Origin of the sequence: Micromonospora musae, assembly GCF_003626635.1 — a bacterium.
Lineage (GTDB): Bacteria > Actinomycetota > Actinomycetes > Mycobacteriales > Micromonosporaceae > Micromonospora > Micromonospora musae.
Genome location: NZ_RAZT01000006.1, coordinates 176,433 through 197,119, shown reverse-complemented (window position 1 = coordinate 197,119; position 20,687 = coordinate 176,433). Strand labels below are relative to the sequence as shown.

Here is a 20,687-nt window from a genome sequence, read left to right as displayed (position 1 = left end):
ATGAGCGAGAGCTGCACAGGCTGGTCGAGGAGCTCGCGCCCCAGGACCGGCTCCTACGGGTCGGCGGGCCGGCGCTGCCTGGGTAACGATTGCAGGGCCTGGCGGAAGAGAGCAGGGACACCCTCCAAGATTCGTTGACAGGTGTTTCGGACTAGTGACAACGTTGTCATTGACCCATTTCCTCCATATACGACGAGGAGTGCAACTTGCTCTATCGGGGTCCACGCCGCCGCCGCGCGACAGCAGCCGCCGCGGCCGGCATTCTCATCACGGGGCTGACACTCGTTCCGTCCGCGACGGCCCAGGCCAGCCACAACCAGGCGAAGGACGGAGCCGTCCGGTCAGGGAACGCACGTTTCGAAGTGCTCTCCCCGACCCTGATCCGCACCGAGTACCAGAAGGACGGCAAGTTCACCGACGCCGCCACGTTCAACGCCGTCGGGCGCGACGACTTCCCCCGTACGCGTTTCACGAAGCACGTCGACCACGGCTGGCTCACCATCGACACCGGCGCGATGACGTTGCGTTACCAGGTGGGCTCGGGCGCGTTCACCGCGGACAACCTCACCGTGCAGCTCAAGACCGGCAAGCAGGTCGTGCAGGCCCAGCCCTGGGCCGGCCGCGGTGCTCCGGACTGCGCCCTCGGCGCGCTCTGTGAGGCCGAAGCGCTGCAGCTCAGCGGCCCCGGCGTGGCAACCGACCACCGGGGATATACCGGACGCGGGTTCGCGGCCGGTTTCACCTCCTCCGGCGACTCGGTCAAGTTCGCGCTCGACGCCCCGGCGGATGGCACGAAGCAGCTCACCGTCCGCTACGCCAACAGCGCCGGCGGTGACGGCCAGACCGTGGACCGCACCCTGACGGTCCTGGTCGACGGCGAGCCCGGCCGCACGCTGACGCTGCCGCCCACCGCGAACTGGGACACCTGGGGCCTGGCCAACGTGCCGGTCGACCTCACCGCGGGCCGGCACGAGATCAGCGTCCTGCGGGGTCCCAACGACTCCGGCAATGTGAACATCGACAGCCTCGCGGTGGTCAACCCGGGCGAACCGTTCCCGGCGCCGGCCGCACCCCAGCCACAGCCCCTGCCGTTCGGGACGCTCGGCGAGGCGGAGACCGGCGCGCTGACCGGCGGTGCGAAGCCCGCGAACGACCACAACGGCGCCTCCGGTACGGGCTTCCTCGCCGGCCTGGAGAGCACCACGTCCGCCGCCGCGCTCACCGTGACGAACGTGCCGTCCGCCGGTGACTACCGGGTGCAGATCCGCTACGCCAACGGCCAGGCCGGCTCCCAGCCGAGCCAGACGCGCACCATGTCGGTCACGGCGGGAACCGCGGCACCGGTCACGGCGAGCCTTCCGCCGACCAGCGGATGGGACTACTGGAACACGATCTCCGTCCCGGTCCACCTCACCCGCGGCACCAACACCGTGACGCTGGGCTGCCCCACGGACGCCAGCTGCAACGTCAACGTGGACACGGTCGCCGTCACGAGCGCGAAGTCCCCGCTGCTCGCCCCGCACGCGCCGCTCGGCGGCTACCGCCGGGGCCTGGACGGGGTCTCCGGTTCCGCGCTCACCTCCGCGGGCCTGCTCTACCAGGACGGCTGGTACCTGCTCGACGACTCGGCTTCGGCCCTGCGCGACACCAAGCCCCGGCCCGCCGCCGAGCAGGACGGCTACGTCTTCGCGTACGGGCAGGACTTCACCCGTGGTCTGAAGGAGCTGTCGACCCTGACCGGGCCCACGAAGCTGCTGCCGGAGTGGGCGTACGGGGTGTGGTGGTCCGAGTACTACGACCGCACCGCGACCGAGTTCCAGAACCTCGTGGCCCGGGCCAAGTCCGAGGGTGTGCCGATGGACGTGCTCGTCCTCGACACCGACGTCAAGGCGCCGAACAAGTGGAGCGGCTGGAGCATCGACCCCACCCGGATCCCCGACCCGAAGGCGTTCTTCGACTGGGCCAAGAAGCAGGGTCTGCACACCGGCATCAACATCCACCCGAGCATCCTCGGCTCGGACCCGAAGTTCGCGCAGGCGCAGGCCACCGCGAAGGGCAAGCTGCAGCGCGTCGGCTGCAACGGCGGCGCCGACTGCTACGCGTTCGACTTCGGCGACCCGGATCAGCTCAAGGCGTACCTGCAGCTGCACGACGGGATGGTGCCGAAGGGCAGCAAGGGCCCGGACCTCTGGTGGATGGACTGGTGCTGCGACAACTCCAAGTCCTCCCTCGCCGGGGTGACCCCGGACGCCTGGATCAACCAGCAGTACGCCGACAAGACCGGTTTCGCCTTCTCCCGGGCGTACGGATCGTTGCAGGCCGGCGGCTACAGCAGCCCGACCCCGGTGCCGACCGGCCCGTGGGCCGACAAGCGCACCACGCTGCACTTCACCGGCGACACCGTCTCCAACTGGCAGACCCTGCAGATGCAGGTCGGCTACACGCCGGGCGAGTCGGCCGCGACCGGGCTGGCCGCGGTCAGCCACGACATCGGCGGGCACACCGGCGGCCTGCAGGAGCCAGGCAGCGAGCCGGGCAGCACGAAGCTGCCCGACGACCTCTACGCCCGGTGGGTCCAGTTCGGTACGTTCCAGCCGATCGACCGGCTGCACTCCAACCACAGCGACCGGCTGCCCTGGCAGTACGGCCCGGCGGCGGAGGCGTCGGCCAAGAAGTTCCTGAACCTGCGGGAGAAGCTGCTGCCGTACACCTACGCCGCCGCCAAGGAGGCCACCCGCACGGGTACGCCCATCGTCCGCTCGATGTACCTGGCCTACCCGCATGAGCAGGCCGCGTACGCCACCGCCGGTTCCGAGTACCTCTACGGCCCGGACTACCTGGTGGCACCGGTGACCACGCCCGGCAACACCGCTACGACGTCGGTGTGGTTCCCGCCGGGCAACAGTTGGACCGACATCTTCACCGGGAAGACGTATCGGGGCGGCACCACGCAGAACATCACCACCACGCTGGACACCATGCCGGTGTTCAAGAAGCACTGAGACGGTCAGTCCCAGACCGGTACCCACCAGTGCCGGCCCTCCGGGTCGGTTTGCAGGACGGGTCCGGACGCCGGCCGGATGGGGCAACCCATCCGGCCGGCGCATTCAGCATTTCAGCGCCCGTGAACCGAACACCGCGTCGGCTGCGACAGACCGGAAACGGGCGGCAGTAAGCCCCGTCACGACTGCTCGTGACGTTTGTCATCGGAGCGGTGACAACTGCGCCTAACGCCTTCCGGGCCGGTGCGGAACCGTGGACGCATGAGCGGATGGAGTGATGGACCACGGCAGCAGCGGGCCCCGAAGCGAAGCTTGGCAGTGGACCTGATGAGCGTCGGCCCGGCATCCACACCGGCCCGGGAGGTGCTGTCCGCGATCGTGCAGATCGGTGCGGTTGCGCTCCTCGTCTTCGTGATCTTTCCCGACGATCTCCGGGAGCTGTGGCGGTGGGCGCTGCTGGGCGCGACGGTGCTGTACTTCGTGCTCCGCGCCGCCGCCGGCCTACCGACGTGGCGTCGGCGATAACCCTGTTCCGGGGTGGCGCGCTAGATCCAGCCCTCATTCCACGCAACGCGCGCAGCCTGGACGCGGTTGGCGGCACCGAGTTTCGTCATGGCGGTCGAGATGTAGTTGCGCACTGTGCCGGGGGCGAGATGGGTACGTTCGGCGATGACGCGAATGGTTGCGCCGTCGAGGGATTCGCGGAGCACATCGATCTCGCGTTCGGTGAGCGGGCAGTTGCTCTCAGACAGGGCGGCGGTAGCCACGGCGCCGTCGACGTATCGACCTCCGGACGCGACGGACCGGAGGATGCTCGGGAGTTCTTTGACGGAGGTGGCCTTCGTGACGAACGCGGAGACCCCGGCGTCGAGGGCGCGGCGGAGTACCGCCGGGCGGGCATGGCGGGTCAGCAGCACGACCCGGGTGCCGGGTGCGATCAGCTGGATCTCGGCGGCGGCTTCGATGCCGTCCTGGGTCGGCATTTCGAGGTCGAGCACGGCCACATCGGGGCGGGCCTTCCGGACGAGTTCGACGGCCTCAGCGCCGGTGGCGGCGGTTCCGAGCACGGTGATGCCGTCTTCGAGGGCGAGCAGTGTCATCACGGCCTCGCGCAGCAGGAGTTCGTCATCGGCGAGGATGACGCGGATCGGCGTGCCCGGCTCGGTCATCGGGAACCTCCTCCGGTCATGGGTACCCAGGCAGTGAGCTTGGCTCCCGGACCTGAGACGAAGGTGCATTCACCACCGGCGTCCAGGTAGCGCTCGCGCAACATGATCAACCCGGTACCACGTGTCCGAACCGCATGAGTAGCGGCGGGGCCGGAGTCCGTCACCGTCAGTACGATGCCATCGTTGCCGGCTCGTGCCTCGCATCTGACCTGAATGGTGCAGTCCCGGGTGCGCGAGTGTTTGAGGATGTTGGTGATTGCTTCCCGCACGGTCAGGCCGAACAGCCGGTCCGCCGTCTCGGGCAGGAAGTCGATACGGTCGACGTTCCGGGCGACGGCAATGCCGGCCGCTTCGAGCACGCGAGCCGCGTTGGTGAGTTCCTGATCGAGAGTGACGGCGCGGGTGTCGTGCACGACCCGGTGCAGTTCATCCAACGCGTCGCCGGCGATGGCTTGTAGCCGCCGGGCGTGAGCTGCGGCCCCCGCGGTGTCTCCGCTCGCGATGAGTTTCGTGACGAGTTCCGCTTCGACCGTGATGAGGCCGAGATGCTGACCCTGGATGTCGTGGAGGTCGCCGGCGAGGCGCTTGCGTTCGGTCGCCACCGCACGATCCGCTTCTAGGGCGCGCAGGTCGTCGAGTTCGATCGCGAGGATGTAGATCGAGTCCTGCCCGAGTAACCCGAAGGCCAGGAGTACGGCGACAGCCAGGCCGAGGGAATCCCAGGCTTGTCCGCTCCAAGCCGAGGTGAGCGCGGTGACAAGTCCGCAGCCCAGGGCGGCGGCGAACATGCGGGCGATACCGGACCAGAACGACCCGTCCGCGACTGCGCGCAGCGCCCACGCCAGCGGGATCACCGCAACACCCACGGCTCCTCCCGACGACGGTAGGAGGAGTATGACGACGAGCGCCGCGACCACGACGGCAACGCTCAACAGCGCACGGCGGCACGGGGGAGCGAAGGGGCGGGTGAGGCGATGCCAGGGCGCGAAATCGACGGCGACGGCCAGTGCCCCACCCACCGCGACGATCCCGGCGAAGAGCGCGACCAAGAACGCCAAGCCGGGTACGACCGAAGCCTCAAGAGCGAGCGCCACCACGGGCGCGGCGAACGAGGCCAGCGCGAGCGCGGCATGAGAAGCGTGCACGTAGGCGGCGATGCCGCGGAAGCGATCACGCTTCTGCCTGCTCATACGCCCTCCCGTCATCGTTGCCGTGCGTTCAGTGTCGGCGCTCCCATCGGAACGTGCGCCAGGCGAGCACCCCGAGCAGGACGATCCAGGCGGCCATGATGCTGAGATCGGCGGCGGCCGCCTCGCTGGCGACACCGTCCAGGTGCCATCCTGCCGTCACCAGATGCGCATTGGCCACGAGCGGCACCAGCCGCAGAGCCGTACCGCCTACGCCGTCACCGATCGACGGCAGCACCGCGACCGCACCCATCGTCGCGACGAACAGCGGCAGCATCGTCCACTGCGCCTTCTCCGGTGTTGCCGTGAACGCGCTCGTCACCACACCCGCGAGTGCCGCGATCACCATCCCGGCGAGCGCCGACACGACGACCAGTACCGCCGCATCGGGCGTGGGCGCGCCGAGCGCCACCAGCCCGACGAGCACCACGATGACCTGGAACGCTCCGACGAGAAGGGGCGGGGTGAGGAGGCCGGCCACGATCCCGAAGCTGGGCAGCGCGGTCGTGCGCAACCGTTTCAGCGCGAGGGTGTGCCGGCGTGCGGTGATCGTGTTCAGGGCGACGAAGTAGACGGTGATGCACTGGGCCGCGACCACGTTGCGGCCCGCGACCTGCGCCCAGAGTTCGGAGATATCGGAGGTCTCGCCGATCGCGGTGATCGCGAGCAGCCCGGCGGGGAGCAGCAGCGTCAGGGCGAGCATGACGGGCTGTCTCAGGAACACCCGCAGTTCGGCGGCGATGAGGGATGCGACGAGCTGGCCGGCGCTTCTGCGGTGGGTCGTGGTGGTCGTCATGAGTCGGCCCTACCAGCGGCGAGGGCGGGCATTTCGAAGAAGACCTCTTCCAGCGAGGCCGGGGCGCAACGAAGCTGCTCCAGGCGCAGACCATGCGCGCGGGCCCAGTCCATGACGGCGGCGACATCGTCCTGCAACCGCGGGGTCTGGACGGTCACCGACCAGGTATCCGCTGAACCGCAGGTGTCGACGATGGGCGTCTGCGCGACATCGCCGACGACGAGCAACCGCAGCTCGGCCAGCACCGCCGACGACGCCGCAGAGATGAACGTGATGCGGGCGGGGATCGCCGCGAGTACGTCGGACATCGTGCCCTCGACCGCGATCCGCCCCTTGTCGAGGATCGTCACCGAGTCCGCGAGGTGCTGTGCCTCCTCCAAGTAGTGCGTCGTGAGGAGCACGGTCGTACCACGGGTGTTGAGGTCGCGGATGATCGACCACATCGTGCGACGCGATTGCGGGTCCAGGCCCGTCGTCGGCTCGTCCAGCACCACCAGTTCCGGGTCGCCCCAGAGCGCCATCGCGAAGTCGAGGCGTCGCCTTTCCCCACCGGAGAGCACCGATACCGGTACCCGGCGGCGGTGATCGAGTCCGACGAGTTCGAGGACGCGATCCACCGAGTCCTCACGTACGCTCACGCCTCGCCACAGCGAGAGCTGATCCGCGACCGTCATCTCATCCACGAGCCCGGACTCCTGGAGCATCGTGCCGGTGCGCCCGGCAACCTCGGCACGGTGCCGCCGAGGGTCGCGCCCGAACACCTCGATGCTGCCCGATGCGGGGCGCCGCAACCCCTGGATCGTCTCCAGCAGAGTCGTCTTCCCCGCACCGTTCGTGCCGAGAAGTGCGTGAATGTGGCCGGCCCGCACCGACAGGCTGACGGTCTCGACGGCGACGAAATCGCGGTACGAACACGAGACTGCCTCGACTGCGACGACAGGCACCCGCTCGGGCAGATGCTGGGAGAGCGACATGTTCCCAGGCTCCCGTGTCTACCGGAGCCCGAGTAGTCACGACCGTCATCGCCGGAATGACATTTGTCAGCTACGAAGCCAGCGGGGGTCGAGACGACCACGGGCCTTGCGGGTGGTGGCGCTGGCCGGGTTTGGTGAGCCGATCGCATCTGCGGTGCAAATCAACCGGATCGCATCGCAAGTGCCGTACGTCTAGCTCTGACGGTCTCGCAGCTGCATCATGATGAGATGAACGCGCGGATGGCGGCGGCCCACTGGGACACCATGACCAGCGAACAGCGGCACCGATGGAGCACCGTCCTCACCCACCTGGCCGCCGCCATCCCGGCCGGCTCGCCTGCCGTGCTCATCGACGGGCACGATCACCGCGCCGCGCTGCTGGCCGACCGGCTCACCGCTGTCCTGCGCAACGCCGGCCGCCGCTGTGTGCGGCTCACCGAGGCCACCTGCACGACCCACGCCGACGCCCGCAACGGCCGCGCCGCCGACACCGTGGTCATCGCCGACGGCTCCCGCTGGCGCGCCGACCACCCAGCCGATCGCTGGCAGCTGAGCATCTGGGTGCGCAGCGCCCCCACCCTGAGCAGCAACCGCCGCCCGGCTGACGACGCGGATATCGTCGTCGACCTGCACGACGCCACCTGGCCGGTCATCCAGCACCTCGACCGATGGGTTGCGCCCACCAACCTCTGGTACCGCACCGAAGCCCAAGCGTTCTTCGCCGCCCGCGCCGCGACCTGGGACACCAAATTCGGCGACGACCTGCCCGCCTACGCCGCCGCCATCGCCGAAGCCACCATCCCCAGCGGCGGGGTGGCCATCGACGTCGGCTGCGGCACCGGCCGCGCCCTGCCCGCCCTGCGTGACGCGGTCGGACCCACCGGCACCGTCGTCGGCGTCGACCTGACCCCGCAAATGCTCGACGTTGCCCGCGCACGCGCCACCACCGCCCACGCCGGCCTCGTCCTCGCCGACGCCCGCCGCCTGCCCCTCCCGGATACGGCCGCCGACGTGATCTTCGCCGCCGGTCTCATCACGCATCTACCCGACACCGGCGACGGCCTACGCGAACTCGCCCGCGTCACCCGACCCGGCGGCCGACTAGTCCTGTTCCACCCCTCCGGCCGCGCCGCGCTCGCCGCCCGCCACGGCCGGACCCTGCGCCCCGACGAACCCCTCGCCGAAACCCCACTCCGCTTCGCCCTGCTCCGAACCGGCTGGTACCTCACCCACTACGACGACCCAGCACACCGGTTCCTCGCCATCGCCGCCCGCCAACAGCCTGGCCAACATCGGTCCCCGACCACGCCCCCTTCGTCGTGACAGGCGCCGCCCACGAGACGCGTGTCAGGCCGACAGGTCACGGCGGGTGATGCGGCGAGCGAAGGACGGGGTGAGTTGGCAGGCGGCCGCGGCGTGCCGGTCCGCTTGAGTCGGGACGCCGCGTCGCGATCAGCCTGGAGGCAGTTCGAGGTCGATCCGAGCGGTGTTGTCGGCCGGAGTGCGGTCCGCGGGGAAGGCCCCTCGGTCGTTGGCGCGCACGGTGAGAGCGAGGCCGTCGAGGGTACGGGCTGTCGGGCCCGGCGCGATCTCCACTCGCAAGCCGAAGCGGTACGAGCGGGACCCACCCGCCGGAATCTGCCGGTCCCCGGTGCAGAACATCGTCCTGGTGTCGTCGTCCTGCCCCTGGTTGAAGCAGCCACCGATGGCGCTGTCGCCGAAGTCGACCGTCGCCTCCACCGGCAGCACCACGATCATGTCGTTGGCGTCGTACGCCCGGTCGCCGGCGTTGGAGATGGTGAACGTCAACCACCCCGTGTAGGCGTCACCGGTCGGGTCGAGGGTGACCGACCCGGGGGAGCTGATCGACAGGTCGAGCCGGCGGGTGGAGGTCGCCGACGGTGGTGCCGCGGATCGGCCGCCGGATGGGGTGGCCGAGGCCGCCGACGGCGTCCCGGAGGCGGTGGCCGTAGGCGTCGGGCTGGTCGGCGTGGTCGGTGTGGCCGACGAACTCGGGGTCGGACCGGTCGGCGCGGTACTCGGGGTGGCCGGCGGGATCTCAGTGGCGGGGGGTGACTCGTCGGTGGTCACGAGCGGCGGCTGGGTGACCGCATTGCCGGCGAGGCCGACCGCGACGGCGAGCAGGGCAACAGTGGCCGCGACGACCGGCGCCGCGACGCGGTTCCGCAACCGGCGGTACGCCCGCCGGCGGGGCTCATCTGGGTCGGGTTCGGCGGCCCGGCGCAGGCTGGCGCCGCGGAACTCGGCGAAGGCGCCGGCCAACCGGTCCGCGCTCTGGTCTCGGTCGTCCACGTCAGTTCACCGTCCTCTCCGTCGACCCGCCCGCGGGCGTCCGTCCGCTGCCCGGTCGGCCGGCTTCGCCGTCGGCGAGGCCGGCCGCCAGCGCCGTACGAGCACGGTGCAACCAGGACTTGACCGTCCCCGGCGCCACACCGCAGTCCTCGGCGATCTCGTTGACCGTGAGCTCGGCCAGGTAGAACAGGACCACCGCGCGCCGCTGGCTGGCGGGGAGCGCGCCGAGCGCGGCGGTCAGCGCCACCCGATCGGGCTCCGGCCCGGCCACGACATCCAGCCGCTGCCGCTGTTGGAACAGCCAGGCGGTGCGTAGCCGGCGCCAGCGGCTGGCTGCGGCGTTCCAAGCCACTCGCCGTACCCAGGCCACCGGGTCGTCGTAGCGGGCGATCCGCTCCCAGCGTGGCCACGCCCGGCTGAACGCCTCCTGCACCAGGTCCTGGGCCTCGCTCATGTCTCCGACGAACGCGTAGAGCTGCACCACCAGGCTCTGGAAATTGTGCCGGTAGATCTCGTCGAAGCGGGGGCCGGTCTCGTCGGAGGCGGTCCGGGCGGCAGTGTGCGGCTCGGATGCGGTCCGCGGGGCCGGCGGGGCGGGAACGCGCGGCCGTGAATCCATGATCCACGGCCGCGCCTGCCCTTTCGTCATAGAGGTGTCAGGCCGCGTCGACGGCACGGACGCCGAAGCTGGCGGTGTTGTCGGCGGGCGACACGTCGACGAGCTCGTCGCCCCAACCGAAGAGGGCGAACAGCCGCACCGAACCGGTGCCAAGGTCCCCGGGCGCGACCTCCGCGGGTGCCCGGAGCAGCAGCGTGAGCGCCCGCTCCTCGCCCTGCATGAACGCCCCGCCGGCCACCCCGCAGACCCCGGCGCAGCCCTCCTCCGGTTCGATCCCGGCGACCTCCACGCCGGCGGGCAACGTCGGCTCCAGCCAGTACATGTCGTGCGCGGCGTCGCCGGCGGAGCGCACCGTGATCGGCAGCCGGCCGGCCCAGCTCCCGTCCTCCTGCCGGGTCAGGGTCGCGGAGCCGACGGTCAGCGAGGCGTCGGTCCGGGTGTCCCACTGGTACGGCTGCGGGTTGCGCAGCGAACCCGTGGTGGAGCGGAACCGCGTGTCGAACGAGGCGGTGTCGTTCGCGGGGTTCGCGTCCCCGGCGTCCACCGTCACCCGGCCGCCCGCGGCCGACATGGCGTGGGCCCGGGGCGCGGTGAGGACCCGGAAATCGACAGTGAACCGGCGCCGCTCGCCGGGCTGGAGGTCGCCGCCCGGCACGATGCAGGAGATCGTACGCAGCGGCGTCGGGCTGATGGTGATACACGCTTCGCTGGGCACCAGCCCGGCGAACGCCCCCGGCACCGGCTCGGTGAGGGTCAGCTCGAGGTAGGAGGCCTCCGCTCCCCGGTAGTTGACGGTCACCGGCAGGCTGCCGGTGTAGCCCCGGTCGGTCGGGTTCAATACAAGCCGGCCGACCGAGACCGACGTGTCGTGCGCGGCGGCGGCGTGCGCGGCGGGGGTGGCCACGCCGGTCACCGCGAGCCCCGCCCCGAGAACGCCGGCGACGAGCCGGCGGGTGGTGGTCCTGGTCATGTTGGAGCCTCCGATTCCCCGTTTGTCCGTCGGCGGCGCTCGCCGTCGACGGTGTCACGGGCAAGACACTCGTTGACCCCCCGACCGGTTGCGAACGGATGTGACCGATAAGTGTCGGCTAGCCGACAGTCGCCGGCGGCTGGTGGTGGCACTACCTGTGAGGTTTTCCGACGGGCCGCTGGACGGTCCAGTCGATGGCGGGCGTGCCGTTGTGCGCGCCCGCTCCAGCACGAAGGCCCAGACAGGACGCAGTCCAGGTCAGGGCCTTCGGTGTGTCGGGCCCACGAACAGCTAGTCGCAGCCCAACGCTTGGACATAGCCGGTTGGCGGGGTCCCGGCGGCGACCTTGTCGGCGATGCCCCAGAACACCTCCGGCCAGTCACCCTTGTCGTTCATCTGGTGCAGCACTCGCCACTTGTGGCTGCTGAGCAGCGCGTCGCTTGCCTGCTTGAGCGCCGCGTCGTCGCCGATGCGCTTCGCGCGGAGCCATTCCGAGACCCAGGCGCAGCCGACGCTGCCGGTCACCTCCGTGCCGAACTGGTAGGGATCGTTGATGCCGATGTGACCCAGGGCGGCGATGTCGAACCTCGGCGGCAGCGGCACGTCGGCGAGCGCGATGGCCGCCTCCGCGGCCACCCGGTCGGGCGTGACGACCTCCGCCGGAAGCGCGGCGAGCCAGGTGCGGGCGTCGACGCGCACCACATCGGTGAGCAGTCGTTCGAACGTGTCCCGGGTCCAGCGGCTTCGGGTGCGAAGCTCGACGAAGACACCGTCGCGGGGACGAAGCGTGACCGCGAAGTCGCCGGCACTGTAGGTGAAGAGGTGACCGGACCAGCTGTCGATCGTCACGGGCTCCGGTTTGCTGGCGCGGAGCCGGTCGGCGTAGAAGTCGTCGTAGGCGTCGGCGGGGTACCAGTTCATCTCCAGCTCCGCCTGGCCGTTGCGGAAGGCGATGGTGCCCTGCTGCTTGGCGAATCCGTAGACGGTGGTCACCGTCCAGCCGGGCTGGTTGATCAGCAACCGCGGGTTCTCCTCGGCAGCCTTGATCGCCGCGGCCGAGTAGACGATCGGGGTGCCGGCGGGAACGGCCTGGCGGTCGTCCCGATGGTCGGGAAGCATGGCGGGCACGGCGAGGATGCCCGCGAAAAGGGCGGCCGCGGCCAGTGCTCCGGCGGAGCGGCGGACAATGCTGCGGGGCGTCGTGGGGTGTGGCGGCGGCGGTTCGAGGACGCGCTGGAGGGTCGGCACAGACATGATTTCCTCCAGGAGTGTCTGCTTAGCCCCGTCGAGGTGTCCGATGACATCGGGTCGGTAGGGGTCGGCGTCCCGGACCAGCCGGTCGAGGTGTTCGTCGGTCATCTGCCCTCCTTCGGGGCGGGTGCGGTCAGGACGTCGAGTACATGTCCGGGTGGGGCGAGGTCGTCACTGATGAGATCGCGCAGCCTGGCTCGCGCGCGCGAAAGGCGGGTGCGGACCACGGCCGGGTCCACCCGAAGGACCATTGCCACCTCGCGCGGCTCGAGGCCCTCCCAGACGGTGAGCGTCAGCACCTCCCGGTCCAGCTCGCCGAGGCGGGCCAGCGCGGCCTGGATGGCGAGTCGTTCGGGTACCTCGCTGCCTGGGTCGGCGGCGACGGCGGCCCTCATTCGATGCCGGAGCCGCTCACCCAGTCGCTCGCGGCGTAGTCCGGTGCGGTGGTGGTTGGCAAGAATGCGTCGGGCGACGCCGTACAGCCACAACTTGACTTCGGCGTCGGCCGGCATCTCGTGACCGCGGCGCCAAGCGACGAGGAAGGTCTCGGCAACGACGTCGGCCGCGTCCTCGGGCTGCGCGGCACGTCGCAGGGCGTACGCGAGCAGCGGCTGGAAGTTGCTCGCGTAGATGCGGCGGAAGCGTTCCTCGTGCTCGGTCCCGGAGCTCACACACACCCCATGTCCGGTTGAGGTCCGATCGTGACAGCCCAGGCCGAGGAATGTGGAACATCGGGCAGGTGGCCCCGCCGCAGACGAAGAACGCCCGAGGGGGAAGCGTGGCCGCGCACCTTTTCGCGATGGGTCATGTTCGTTCACGCTCGTGGGCCTGACGAATGGCCGGCGCGGGTGGGGAGCCTGGACATCGCATCCTGGGGTTTGCGCAGCGTGCCCCACCCGTGGAGGTGAGCGAATCCGGGCCATCGTGGACGGCAGGCAGGGGCGTGCTGGGCCGCTCGGCGATTTCGGGAGACCAGGCGGTGCAATCGAGCGCCAGCGGGATGTGGTCTGCATCAGCGGCAGGAAGGCGGCTCGGCGTCTCGGAAGCCGAGTCCGACGATCCGGGAGGAAGACCGCGCTGGCGTGCTCGACGGGCGCCAGAGCCGCACCGGGTGCCGATACGTCAATCGGGCCTGATCCTGCTCTACCGATTGATGAACCGCCTCCACCTCATGGTTCGGAGATCAACTGACGCATTCGAAGGATAAGACGCTACTCGCTGGGGTCGTGATCCAAGCTGCCCGAACAGGGGCATGCCGTTGCGCCTCCGCCCGGGCATCGGCCAGAGCCGCAGCGCGCAGCGGTCCGATGGGAGCGAACCTGAATCCCGTGTTCTGGACGTCGAGGCTGTCGAGGCCGGTCAGACGGGGCTCATCGTCGAAGGTCATCTCGAAGTCGAGCTGCCATAGTTCAGGCTGCCAGTAGGGATCGGCACGATCACCGACATCAGCGACGGCCAACTGCCGAGCGAACGCCAGAATCGGGCGGTTGTCGCTCCAAGACCGTCGACCCCATTGAACTATGAAGCCATCAGCATCAGAGTCCGGAGTCGGGTCAATGCCATCGATCTCCAGTTGAAGGAACTCAGCGAACACATCCCATGCCGCTTCGACGTCCGTCACGGCGGCAGGCTCGACGCCGCGCCGCCCCAGCATTTGCGTGAACACGTCAATGCTGGCCTGCCAACGGATGCGCACGTGCCAAGCCTGCCCTGACGGAGCAGCCCAGCTGTCAGCAGCTAGGGCCCCGGCGTTCGAGAAGGGGTGAGCCAGGCGAGGGGCTGTCCGGTGAGGGCGGCGTCGGCGAGGCGGTGCGCGCTCGCGGTCTTGAGCGCTGCTCGTGAGCTGTCGATCCAGCGTTGAACGTTGTCGATTCCTTGGTGGCGGTATTCGACGGCTTGGACGAGGCATTCCAGTTTGTCGGCGTCACGGGCGATGATGGCTTCGAGGGTGTCGCCGGCTTCGTATTCGGCGACGGCGGCGGTGATGACGTCGGCGACTGCGGGTGGGCAGGCGGCGACCTGGTCGGCGGTGACTGCGGTGTTGGGCTGGGCGGTGAGGTAGCGCTTGGCGATGTGTGGGATGTCGGTGATCCGGGTTTCCTGGGTGTCGTGCAGGACGCACAGCATGGACACCCGGGCGGGGTCGGCGCCTTCCATGGCGGCGAGCATCATGCCGATGAGCGCGGTGCGGAAGGAGTGTTCGGCGATGGTCTCGGGGTGCTTGACGCCGGCGAACCACCAGCCGGTGCGGGCGGCGCGTTTGAGTACGCCGGCTTCGAAGATGAAGCTCATTGCTCCGGCGGCGTCGTGGTCGTCGCTCATCTGCCCGTCCCTGTGCCGGTGAGTCCGTCCGCTCGCAGGCGGTAGACGATAGAGGTTAGTTCCTGTCGGGATTGTGCGGAGACCCGGTCGCTGTCCAGGAGTCGGATGCCGCGGTTGAGGAGCGCCTGACTGGCGATGCCACATCCCTACGTTGACCGCTGGTCGACGTTCCTGGCGAGTCGCCCCCTCCAGACGGGTGTCTGGCCTGCTCACGCGTACTGCCGGTGAGTCCACTCGTCGCCGTTCTGATCGTAGCGTCGCAGTTACCGAACGTTCCAGATCCGGTCCCGTGGCTCGGGATCGGCCATGGAGTGCTGCCCGGCGGAGGGAGTACAGGGATGCGGGACGGGCCACCACCGTGGCGGCGAGTCTCCTACGACCAATACGTGACCGCTGTCGCGATGACCCTGGCACAACGGCACCGCCCGGCATGGTCGTGGCGAAATTGGGCCTGGATCTGCCGCTGTGGCGTCGACCTGCCCTGCCGTAACCGACATCGCATACCGATCAACCGAGGGCACTGGCCCACCCAGGAGGGGCAGTGAGCAACGAGGCGGAGCCGCGCAACCGGGTCGTACCACTGCGGGCGAAACGCGGCCCGACTGCCGGTCGTGCGGCGTCGTGGTTGTGTATGGCGTACCCGTGCCGGCAGGCGGACTGGGCCATGAACCGGCGGCCGCGGTTCCTGACAGCGGGCCCACTCGGCGGGTGCGCATGACCACCCACGGCCCAGTGCTACCGATCTGGAGCTGCGGCGGCTGCGACGCGCCCTGGCCATGCCGCACCCGGCAATACGAACTACGCGCCGAGTTCAACGGCGCTCCGATATCCCTGGCGCTCTACCTCGGTGCCCAACTCGTGCGCGCCTCCGAGGACCTGACCTGGATGCCGGCGGGAGTACTGCACCGACGCTTCCTCGGCTGGATTCGATGAGCATCCTGCGACCCGGCGACGAGAAGTTCCACTACAGCGACGGCTCGCACCGGTGGATCCCGCCGAACCCGGACTACGACCAGGAGGTCTGGGACGAGCAAATCCGCCAACACAAGCACGGACACCTCAGAAACGAGCGCCCGAAGGTCCGCATCCACCGCCTCATCTGACGCCAGCAGTACAGCAGCCAGTACAGCGACCTGCCGCCCGAACCGACCTGCGCCGAGCGGCTTCAGGCCGATTGGTTTCGCATTGTGAACGACGATGTTCGCACGGTGGTCGGGTCGCGCGCGGGCAGTGCCAGCGTCGGCAGTCAGATCAGATAAGGACCGAACTGTCAATAAGCAAATCACGATTAGGTGAGGCCACAATCGACCCGTACCTGCAAGGCATTGAGATTTCCATCTCTGCCGACGGAGTTCCTGGCGACGAGGGAGAACCAAACCTATGCTTGCCGCCGGAATGCGCTGCGGCTCATCCGAGCCGACGGGGAACACCGATACGAGGATTCGCGAATGCGCCGGAATTCTGCTCCGAACTACGGCACTGCTGGCGTCAGCGGAGCAACACCAGGCGGTGAACCGTCGGCTTCTACCGCAGAGGATGTCGCGCGCCGATCCGCGGTCGCCGAGGAGCAGGAGTTTCTCGACTCGGCCACGGCCCGACGCGACAGGCTGATCGACCACCTGCAGGCCGAGCTTTCGTCAGAGGCCCTGGACTCGCTGGAACGGGCCCGGCAGCGCATGCTCCGCCAGCAGTACGAGGAGCTACGGCGAGCAGAGGAAGGGCTGGTCTTCGGCCGCCTCGACGGCCTCGACGGCACGGTGCGACACGTGGGCCGTGTCGGTCTCCGCAACGACGGCGAGGACAACGAGCCACTGCTGGTGGACTGGCGCGCTCCCGCAGCGCGACCCTTCTACACGGCGACGGCCGTCGACTCACAAGGTCAGGCACGGCGCCGGCACATACGCACCACGGGATCGATCGTCGTCGGTGTGGATGACGAGCCACTGGACGGGACCATAACGGCCGAACTCGTCGGTGAAGCCGCTCTACTGGCCGCCCTCGACCAGCGGCGCACCGGCCGCATGTCGACGGCGATCTCCACGCTGCAACGCGAACAGGATGACATCATCCGGGCCGAGGCGACCGGCCCGCTGATCGTTCAGGGCGGCCCCGGCACCGGCAAGACCGTGGTTGCCCTGCACCGCGTCGCCTACCTGCTGTTCGCCCACCCCAAGATGGCCGACCAAGCGGTCCTGGTCCTCGGCCCCTCGTCACGGTTCCTCGAGTACATCGCCCAGGTGCTGCCCGCGCTCGGCGAGACCGCCGTCGTCTCGGCGACCTGCGACACTCTGCTGCCCAGGATCCGCGTGGGCCGCGACGAGAGCCGGCTCCTCGCCGAGATCAAGGGCCGCGCGCTCTGGCAACCCGCGCTCGAAAACTACGTCACGTCGCTGCTGCCCCGGCCCCGTGAGCTGAAGCTGCGCTGGGAGGGCGATTTCTACGTCATCACGGCCGCAGCCGTGGCACAGGCGCTCGCCTCGGCGGTGCAGGGGCGCGCGTACCACCGCGCCCGGGCGGCGTTCGCCGAGCAGCTGCACCATCTCCTTGCCGAAGCCGTCGCCGAGCAGCGCGAGGCGCTGATGAACGAGATGGAGGAGGGCTTCGAGGACATCCTCGCCCGTGTCGACAGGAGCATGGAACATGATCACCACCCCGACAGGAGGTCCACCGGCAGCGACGTCGACGGACTGCTCTCCGAGGACGAGATCGAACAGCTCCGTTCTCGCATCGCCGAGAACGCCACCATCGCCCGGTTCATCGAGGCATGGTGGCCCACCCTCGACACCGAATCCCTGCTGGGTGATCTCCTGACCGACCGCACCCTGCTGGCCCGGTTCGCCCCGCAGCTGTCCCCGGCGGAGATCACCGCTGTCTCGGCCGAGCCTGCCCCGTGGGCATCGAGCGACATCCCCCTGCTCGACGCCCTCGCCGACCTGCTGGGCGAGGTCGAAGCCCCGCAACCACAGGGCGAGTTCGTCGCCGACCACGCTCGCCGGCAGCGCGACTGGGTGTACGGCCACGTCGTCATCGACGAGGCACAAGAGCTCTCCGAGATGCAGTGGCAAATGGTCCTACGGCGCTGTCCCAGTCGCTCCATCACCGCGGTCGGCGACATCGACCAGGCGGAGGCGGCGCACCGGCACACCAGCTGGGCACAAGCGGTGCAGTCCGTTTTCGGAGACCGCTGGACCGCCGCGGAGCTGACCATCTGTTACCGGACCCCGCGTGAGGTCATGGACCTCACCGAATCCGTCTTGGAGAAAGCCGGCAGCCACAACGCGCCGCCACGGGCGGTACGTTCCTCCGGCATCGCCCCCTGGGAGCTCACGATCACGCCCGCCGAGCTTGCTGGCGCCGCCTCCCAAGCCGTACGACAGCTGCAGCAACGGTGGCATGGCGGCACGGTCGGCGTCATCGCCCCCGCCGACCGCATCGCCGAACTCCTGGCCGTGCTGGTCGACGTGCCGGTGCTCACCGCAACCCAGTCCAAGGGATTGGAATGGGACGCCACGGTACTCATCGATCCCCAGGGCATCGCCGCCGAACCGCGCGGCTGGAACGGCCTCTACGTCGCGCTCACCCGATGCACCCAGGAACTCGGACAGCTGATACTCGAACAGCAAACGTCACCCCGCGGTTCCGTAGCCACTCCAAGTCAGCCCAGGTAGTAGTTGGCCCTCCAGCGGGATTCCTCCACTACCGAGAAGCCGACGAAGTCGCCGGCGGCTTCGCAGTCCAGTAGGTAGCGGAGCGCTTCTACAGCCTGCGCCGAGCCGTCAGCCTCCAGGTACGCCCTGGTGGCGTCCAACCCTGCTCCGCAGAGCAGTTGAACGTCGATCGAGCAGTGGGCATTCCAGCTCGATTCCTTGGCCTGCCAGATGACGAGCACGTCGCCCAGTTGGCCGGCGTTGAACAGCTGCAGACAGCACAGCTTCATGAGCTCCGTGTCCTGGTCATGCTGCTCACGGTCTTCCTGAGCTTGCAGCGGTATTTCGCGGATGCGAGGCAGATCGGCGGCGGACGGGCGCAGACCGTACCGGCGAAGGATTTCGTCTTCAGACGGCCACGGCCGTGCTGGCGGCGCGCAGGACGGCGCCCGACGACGCGCCGTTCCTCGCCGCGCCGCTGGACTGGTAAACGGCGCTTCACGCCGTCCGCACGGGAAGCCGCCGGCTGATCCGGGATCCTGCCCGGCGACCGCCGCCGGCTGCCGGCGGTCTCGTCGGCAGCGGTACGCCTACTCGCCGGCCAGCTGCTGCGCCACCCGATCGAGACCGCCCCTGATCAGCTGCGCGTACTCGTCATCGCCGAGCGCGCCGATCCCCGCCTGCGCACGCTGGAGGTACTCGCGGGCACGGTCGAGGTCGCCGAGCTTGCGATAGCACTCTGCCAGGTTCAGGTGCAACGACGGATACAGGCCGGCCACCGGCAGGGTCACGCCGGCCTGAGTGACCCGGGCGTCGGTGAGCAGATCGGCCGCCGCCAACGCCCGTAGATCCCAGGCCAACTCCTGGTGGACGTCGTCCTGCACATCGGCCATCGAGTGCGCGAGGACGCACACGTGCAACGGGTCGCCCTGCTCTCCGCCGATCTCGTCCCAGATCTGCGTGAACACGTCGCGCGCAGCCGCACGCCGGCCCTGATGATGGTGCAACTGCACCCCTTCGTTGATCCGGGCGAGCGTCGCATCGATGATCATCGGCTGCTCCTGCACGGCTCGGCTCCCGACGATGTCACGGATCCTAACCGGAGCGTGTATGGGATGGGGTTGATCAGGCGTAGGCGACGGTGCGGCGGGTTTGACGGCGTGCCGGTTTGCCGCGGGCGATGTGGCCGGCCATGCCGGCCGTCGCGGCCCTGCGCGGGTTTATTCGATCAGTCGGCCGGTGATGCCCTGGTCGGCGGATCATGCCGGATCGGGGTGATCGTGTAGGCACTTCGTAGGGCATGCGATCACTGGGCAGCGGTCAGGTCGGAGGGGTAGCCGCGACGCGCGGACGCCGCGCCACCCGCTCCGGACCTGCCGGCAGGCTTCATCTCGCCACATCGTCCACAACAGATCTTTTTACACCCCCGCTCAGGCGGCTCCGGCGCTCATCACGATCTCGCCGTTCAGGCCGGCTGGGTAGAAGCCACCCGAAGTCGCCGGGGTCGGGCTCAGGTAGACGATGTTCAGAACGGACTGGGCCGTTCGGCCGTAGCACATCCCGTTCTCATCCGTGGGGATGAAATTCGGGTCTGCCGCCGTCCCGACCCCCTGGTCGTCGTCCGCCGGACCATCGAGACTGTTACGCGCGTCGGAGAGCTTCTGCACCGAGTCGAATACGGCGTCGTCGGTAAGTCCGACGCTGTAGAGAGCGGATCGGACGATCCCGGCGTGGTATGCCTCGGTGGCCAACAGGCCGGCGGCCGCATCAAGGTACGTTTTGTTCGACAAAAGTGACGCGGATCCTTTGAAGGCCGAGACTCCTACGTCTTCGAAGAGGAACGCCGCAAAGAGGAAGTTCAGGTCGTTCGCGTACGGGTCAAAGCTTTCGCCTTGCTTGATCAGGCCAGCGGCGGTCGCGGCCGCGGTGAAGCTCGTATCCAGTGAAATCGCGGGACGAGCAACAGCGGAATCGCCGAGCGCGGATCGCAGGAAGGCGACGTGCTGCATCTCGTCGGCGGCGATCTCCTTCGCGAACCTCTGCACGAAGTTGCTGCTGAAGTTGACTGATCCTCCGCCGGACACCTCGCCGCGGACCCCGGTGCCGGTAGTCATCTCGTCAGGAAGCCCGGATCCCGTCGTCGCGCGGAGGTAGAACTCGGCTTCGAGATATTCGAGATTGAGCGCGAAGTTGAGGATGGCTGCGTCGCTCGGCGAGCCCCCACCCGCCGGGTCGGCCTTGCACACCTCTGGATCTACCAGGGCCGCGAGCCTTTGCCGATCCGTTTCGGATTCTGCACTTCGTGACACCGCCTCTGAGATGAACCAGTTGTCCATGCTGCCTCCGATTCGATGCATCCAGGTCCCTTGGCTGTCCGCACCGGCCGACCTGGCTGGAAGGGATGACACCACGTTAGTTGCGCACACGAACCTCAGGA

The 20,687-nt window shown here is 69.0% G+C and carries 20 protein-coding genes and 1 pseudogene; 6 read left to right on the top strand and 15 right to left on the bottom strand.

The annotated features are described in order from the left end of the window. The first annotated feature begins 362 nt into the window (after positions 1 to 362). Together D7044_RS13540 and D7044_RS13535 are read left to right on the top strand one after the other, a co-directional pair. The gene (locus D7044_RS13540) at positions 363 to 3,002 is read left to right on the top strand and encodes a TIM-barrel domain-containing protein (protein WP_233564975.1); all 2,640 of its coding nucleotides are present in this window, start codon (positions 363 to 365) and stop codon (positions 3,000 to 3,002) included. A gap of 261 nt (positions 3,003 to 3,263) precedes the next feature. Next, entirely contained in the window at positions 3,264 to 3,527 is a 264-nt protein-coding gene (locus D7044_RS13535) for a hypothetical protein (RefSeq protein WP_158609989.1), read from the top strand. Between the two features lie 20 nt (positions 3,528 to 3,547). On the opposite strand, the gene D7044_RS13530 is transcribed toward D7044_RS13535, so the two are convergent. From D7044_RS13530 to D7044_RS13515, 4 genes are read right to left on the bottom strand one after another with little or no spacing between them, the layout of a single operon-like run. Beyond that, complete coding sequence (locus tag D7044_RS13530; protein WP_120689070.1) at positions 3,548 to 4,171, bottom strand: response regulator transcription factor; 624 nt, start codon at positions 4,169 to 4,171, stop codon at positions 3,548 to 3,550. Further along, positions 4,168 to 5,361, bottom strand: a complete 1,194-nt coding sequence (locus tag D7044_RS13525; RefSeq protein WP_158609988.1) for a sensor histidine kinase — start codon at positions 5,359 to 5,361, stop codon at positions 4,168 to 4,170. The genes D7044_RS13530 and D7044_RS13525 overlap by 4 nt, the downstream gene beginning before the upstream one ends. 28 nt (positions 5,362 to 5,389) lie before the next feature. Then, a complete protein-coding gene (locus D7044_RS13520; RefSeq protein WP_120689066.1) occupies positions 5,390 to 6,154 on the bottom strand; it encodes an ABC transporter permease in 765 nt (254 codons plus the stop codon). Next, positions 6,151 to 7,128 (bottom strand): ABC transporter ATP-binding protein, encoded by a 978-nt coding sequence (locus D7044_RS13515; protein ID WP_120689065.1) that lies wholly within the window; start codon positions 7,126 to 7,128, stop codon positions 6,151 to 6,153. The genes D7044_RS13520 and D7044_RS13515 overlap by 4 nt, the downstream gene beginning before the upstream one ends. A gap of 228 nt (positions 7,129 to 7,356) precedes the next feature. Between D7044_RS13515 and D7044_RS13510 the strand changes: the two genes are divergently transcribed. Beyond that, entirely contained in the window at positions 7,357 to 8,451 is a 1,095-nt protein-coding gene (locus D7044_RS13510; protein WP_233564974.1) for a class I SAM-dependent methyltransferase, read from the top strand. Positions 8,452 to 8,580: 129 nt separating this feature from the next. On the opposite strand, the gene D7044_RS13505 is transcribed toward D7044_RS13510, so the two are convergent. From D7044_RS13505 to D7044_RS32975, 8 genes and pseudogenes are all read right to left on the bottom strand, one after another. Further along, positions 8,581 to 9,441 carry a hypothetical protein gene (locus D7044_RS13505; protein ID WP_120689063.1) on the bottom strand — a complete coding sequence of 287 codons (861 nt, stop codon included), beginning with the start codon at positions 9,439 to 9,441 and terminating at the stop codon, positions 8,581 to 8,583. Position 9,442: 1 nt separating this feature from the next. Next, on the bottom strand, positions 9,443 to 10,060 hold the full coding sequence (locus tag D7044_RS13500; RefSeq protein ID WP_120689062.1) for a SigE family RNA polymerase sigma factor: 618 nt from the start codon (positions 10,058 to 10,060) through the stop codon (positions 9,443 to 9,445). 37 nt (positions 10,061 to 10,097) lie between these two features. Further along, positions 10,098 to 11,030, bottom strand: a complete 933-nt coding sequence (locus tag D7044_RS13495; RefSeq protein ID WP_120689060.1) for a hypothetical protein — start codon at positions 11,028 to 11,030, stop codon at positions 10,098 to 10,100. Positions 11,031 to 11,321: 291 nt separating this feature from the next. Further along, positions 11,322 to 12,389: a hypothetical protein gene (locus tag D7044_RS13490; protein WP_120689059.1), complete on the bottom strand. Its 1,068-nt coding sequence runs from the start codon at positions 12,387 to 12,389 to the stop codon at positions 11,322 to 11,324. Beyond that, positions 12,386 to 12,952, bottom strand: a complete 567-nt coding sequence (locus D7044_RS13485) for an RNA polymerase sigma factor (protein WP_120675591.1) — start codon at positions 12,950 to 12,952, stop codon at positions 12,386 to 12,388. Before D7044_RS13485 ends, D7044_RS13490 begins: the two co-directional genes overlap by 4 nt. 512 nt (positions 12,953 to 13,464) lie before the next feature. Beyond that, positions 13,465 to 13,977 carry a hypothetical protein gene (locus D7044_RS13480; RefSeq protein ID WP_120689058.1) on the bottom strand — a complete coding sequence of 171 codons (513 nt, stop codon included), beginning with the start codon at positions 13,975 to 13,977 and terminating at the stop codon, positions 13,465 to 13,467. 41 nt (positions 13,978 to 14,018) lie between these two features. Continuing rightward, a complete protein-coding gene (locus D7044_RS13475; RefSeq protein ID WP_120675595.1) occupies positions 14,019 to 14,603 on the bottom strand; it encodes an HD domain-containing protein in 585 nt (194 codons plus the stop codon). After that, positions 14,600 to 14,731, bottom strand: a pseudogene (locus D7044_RS32975) (transcriptional regulator); the annotation flags it as partial. The pseudogene D7044_RS32975 and the gene D7044_RS13475, both read right to left, overlap by 4 nt. Before the next feature lie 586 nt (positions 14,732 to 15,317). Between D7044_RS32975 and D7044_RS13460 the strand changes: the two are divergent. The 3 genes from D7044_RS13460 (at position 15,318) to D7044_RS13455 (ending at position 18,271) form a co-directional block, all read left to right on the top strand. Continuing rightward, complete coding sequence (locus D7044_RS13460; protein ID WP_120689054.1) at positions 15,318 to 15,536, top strand: hypothetical protein; 219 nt, start codon at positions 15,318 to 15,320, stop codon at positions 15,534 to 15,536. After that, complete coding sequence (locus tag D7044_RS32620; protein WP_199716610.1) at positions 15,533 to 15,706, top strand: hypothetical protein; 174 nt, start codon at positions 15,533 to 15,535, stop codon at positions 15,704 to 15,706. Before D7044_RS13460 ends, D7044_RS32620 begins: the two co-directional genes overlap by 4 nt. Positions 15,707 to 16,051: 345 nt before the next feature. Then, complete coding sequence (locus D7044_RS13455; RefSeq protein ID WP_120689053.1) at positions 16,052 to 18,271, top strand: HelD family protein; 2,220 nt, start codon at positions 16,052 to 16,054, stop codon at positions 18,269 to 18,271. On the opposite strand, the gene D7044_RS13450 is transcribed toward D7044_RS13455, so the two are convergent. The 3 genes from D7044_RS13450 to D7044_RS13440 form a co-directional block, all read right to left on the bottom strand. After that, a complete protein-coding gene (locus tag D7044_RS13450; RefSeq protein WP_233564973.1) occupies positions 18,259 to 18,540 on the bottom strand; it encodes a hypothetical protein in 282 nt (93 codons plus the stop codon). The genes D7044_RS13455 and D7044_RS13450 overlap by 13 nt on opposite strands. A gap of 300 nt (positions 18,541 to 18,840) precedes the next feature. Further along, a complete protein-coding gene (locus D7044_RS13445; protein ID WP_233564972.1) occupies positions 18,841 to 19,317 on the bottom strand; it encodes a tetratricopeptide repeat protein in 477 nt (158 codons plus the stop codon). A gap of 363 nt (positions 19,318 to 19,680) precedes the next feature. Continuing rightward, a complete protein-coding gene (locus tag D7044_RS13440; protein WP_120675607.1) occupies positions 19,681 to 20,586 on the bottom strand; it encodes a ferritin-like domain-containing protein in 906 nt (301 codons plus the stop codon). Positions 20,587 to 20,687: the final 101 nt, after the last annotated feature.